This is a genomic window from Actinomadura rubrisoli, from assembly GCF_004349215.1.
Taxonomy (GTDB): Bacteria; Actinomycetota; Actinomycetes; order Streptosporangiales; family Streptosporangiaceae; genus Spirillospora; species Spirillospora rubrisoli.
In genome coordinates this window covers 1-2,913 of the sequence record NZ_SMKU01000591.1, presented here as the reverse complement: position 1 = coordinate 2,913, position 2,913 = coordinate 1, and the positions used below count along the sequence as shown (strand labels likewise).

Here is a 2,913-nt window from a genome sequence, read left to right as displayed (position 1 = left end):
GGGATGGGGGCGGCCCGACGCGTCCATGTCCCTGCTGCACGACCTGTTCGCGGGCAAGCTCCTCGACCCCGGCTACGCGGAGGCCGCGCGGCGCCGGGCCGCCGCGGGCGCGGACGCGCCGCGCCGGGGCCCGCTGGGGGGCGGCGGCGTGCTCCTGGTCCTCGTGCTCGCGGGCGTCCTGCTCGCCGTGGCCGGGGCCGAGGTGCGCCGGAGCGAGCCCGTCGCGGCCGAGCGGCGCGCCCGCCTCATCGACGAGATCCACGCCCGCACCGGCGAGTCCGACGACCTGCAGCGCCGCCTGGAGCGGCTGCGCGCCGAGACCGAGCGGCGGCGCGCGGCCGCGCTGGCCCGCAGCGCCGACGGGCGGCGGGCCCGGCGGCGGCTCGCCGAGGCGGGCGCCGCGGCGGCCGCCGCGCCCGCCGCCGGGTCCGGTCTGGTGGTCACCCTGGACGACGCGCCGCGCGGGGACCGGCAGCCGGGCGGGCCCGCCCCCGACGCCGGCCGGGTCTATGATCAGGATCTCCAGATCGTGGTGAACGGGCTCTGGGCGGCCGGCGCCCGGGCCGTCGGGATCAACGGCCGGCGGATCACGCCGACCACGGCGATCCGGACCGCGGGCGAGGCGATCCTCGTCGACTACCGCCCGCTGCGCGGCCCGTACGAGGTGGCGGCCCTGGGGGAGCCGCGCCGCCTCCAGGACGCCTTCGCGGGCTCCGCCGCCGACCGCAGGCTGCGCCGGCTGGAGGAGCGCTACCGGATCGCCTACGGCGTGCGCCGCTCAGGCGACGTCCGGCTCCCGGCGGCGGACGGGCTCCGGCTGCGGTACGCCAGGCCGTCGGCGGGGACCGGCCCGTGAGGGCACCGAGGGGGAGCGGGGGAGAGGTGACCCAGGCGTGATCGCGCTGATCGGCCTCGCGATCGGGGTGGCGCTCGGCTTCGTCCTGGAGCCGGCGGTGCCGCTGTGGCTGCAGCCGTACCTGCCGATCGCGATCGTGGCCGCGCTCGACGCCATGTTCGGCGGGGTCAGGGCCCGTCTGGAGGGCGTCTTCGACGAGAAGGTCTTCGTGGTCTCCTTCGTCAGCAACACCGTCATCGCCGCGCTGATCGTCTTCCTCGGCGACCAGCTCGGGGTCGGCTCGCAGCTGTCCACCGGCGTCGTGGTCGTCCTCGGCATCCGGATCTTCTCCAACGCGGCGGCCATCCGGCGGAAGCTGTTCGGCGCGTGACCGGCGGCGACGAGCGCCCCGAGGGGCCTGAGCACCCCGAGGGGCCTGAGCGATCCGAGGGGGCCGGGCGCCCAGCGGAGCCCGCGCCGCCCGAGCGCGGCGGGATGGCGGCGGTTCTGGACCTGCTGCGCCCCCGGACGACCTGGGGGCAGCTCGTGGCCGGTCTCCTGTGCCTCGTGCTGGGCTTCGCGGTGGCCGTCCAGGTGCGGTCCACCAAGCGCGACACCACGTTCGCCACCGCCCGCCAGGACGAGCTGGTGGGCATCCTGTCCGACCTGGGCCAGCGGTCCGAGCGGCTGAGGGGCGACCTGCGCGAGCTTGAGGAGACCAAGGCGGGGCTGGAGCGCGACGTCGAGGGCGAGACGGCCCTGGAGGAGGCGCGCAAGCGGGCGACCACCTACGGCCTCCTCGCGGGCACGCTCCCCGCCGAGGGCCCCGGGATCGAGCTGGCGGTCGGCGACCCGAGGCACGGCGTGCGGGCCGTCCACCTCCTGGACGCCCTCCAGGAACTCCGCGACGCCGGCGCCGAGGTGATCCAGATCAACCAGGTGCGCGCCGGGGTCGACACCTACTTCCTGGACGAGCAGGGCGGCGTGCAGGTGGACGGTCTGCTCCAGCAGGCCCCGTACACGTTCCTGGCCATCGGCGACCCCCACACCATGACCACGGCGCTCAACATCCCGGGCGGCGTCGTGAAGACCCTGAGCGGCGCCGGGGCCACCGTGACGATCACTCCGCGCGCGAGGATCGCCGTTCGCGCGGTACGGTCTCCGTAGAGGGATTCGGGGGAAAACCGGGGAAGCGGTAAACCAGACGCACGTCTCACGCGTCGTGTTCGGGGGCCGTCCGCGCGGCGGCGTAGACCTGCGATCATTGACGAAGGTAGTTTGGGGCAGTCGGGCTCACCGCTCCAGTTGACCCCTCGGGTAATACCCGCGTAAGTTGCGGCGACCGCCGCGTGTGCGGACGGTGAGCATGACCGTGGTCGGGGGCGGGTCCCCGGCGTGGGTTGGTTGATGGATGCGCGTGGCGCAGGCGGCTCCCGCGGCAGCGGGGCGTCCGCAGGCGGCACGCCGATGGTAGGAGGCCGAGCCGATCGATGCCGAGCGTCTACTGCACGCAGTGCGGTCACGCCAACCCGGATGATGCCCGCTTCTGCTCCAACTGCGGCTCTCCGCTGAACCGGAGTTCACCGTCGCCGCTGCCTCCCCGGGAGTCGCCCGGCGAGTCCACCTCGACGATCTCCATCGGCGGTTTCGAGGCCCTGGACACCGACCAGGGCGCCGAGGAGCAGGTCGGCCCCGACCAGGTCGCCGTGGAGGCGCTGCCTCCCGGGACGGCCCTGCTCGTGGTCAAGCGCGGCCCGAACGCGGGCAGCCGCTTCCTGCTCGACAAGGAGCGCACCTCGGCGGGCCGCCACCCCGAGAGCGACATCTTCCTGGACGACGTCACCGTGTCCCGCCGGCACGCCGAGTTCGCCCGCCAAGGCGGCACGTTCTCGGTCCGCGACGTGGGCAGCCTCAACGGCACCTATGTCAACCGGCAGCGGATCGACCAGGCCGGCCTGTCGGGCGGCGACGAGGTGCAGATCGGCAAGTTCCGGCTGGTGTTCCTGACCCACCCTCAGCACGGCTGACCGGCCGGGGCTGAGAGGAACGAGCGCCCGGGGGCGGGCGGCGGAGGGGAG

General features: G+C 75.0%; 4 protein-coding genes. All 4 read left to right on the top strand.

Annotated features, from left to right (window positions below):
* A partial coding sequence (locus E1298_RS45765) for a DUF881 domain-containing protein (protein WP_131903628.1) occupies window positions 1–856 on the top strand: 856 nt, incomplete at its 5' end.
* A 37-nt stretch (window positions 857–893) separates the two neighbouring features.
* Window positions 894–1,226 (top strand): small basic family protein, encoded by a 333-nt coding sequence (locus E1298_RS45760; protein WP_131903627.1) that lies wholly within the window; start codon window positions 894–896, stop codon window positions 1,224–1,226.
* Window positions 1,223–2,002 carry a DUF881 domain-containing protein gene (locus E1298_RS45755; protein WP_131903626.1) on the top strand — a complete coding sequence of 260 codons (780 nt, stop codon included), beginning with the start codon at window positions 1,223–1,225 and terminating at the stop codon, window positions 2,000–2,002. Before E1298_RS45760 ends, E1298_RS45755 begins: the two co-directional genes overlap by 4 nt.
* 323 nt (window positions 2,003–2,325) lie before the next feature.
* Window positions 2,326–2,862 carry an FHA domain-containing protein gene (locus E1298_RS45750; RefSeq protein WP_131903625.1) on the top strand — a complete coding sequence of 179 codons (537 nt, stop codon included), beginning with the start codon at window positions 2,326–2,328 and terminating at the stop codon, window positions 2,860–2,862.
* Window positions 2,863–2,913: the final 51 nt, after the last annotated feature.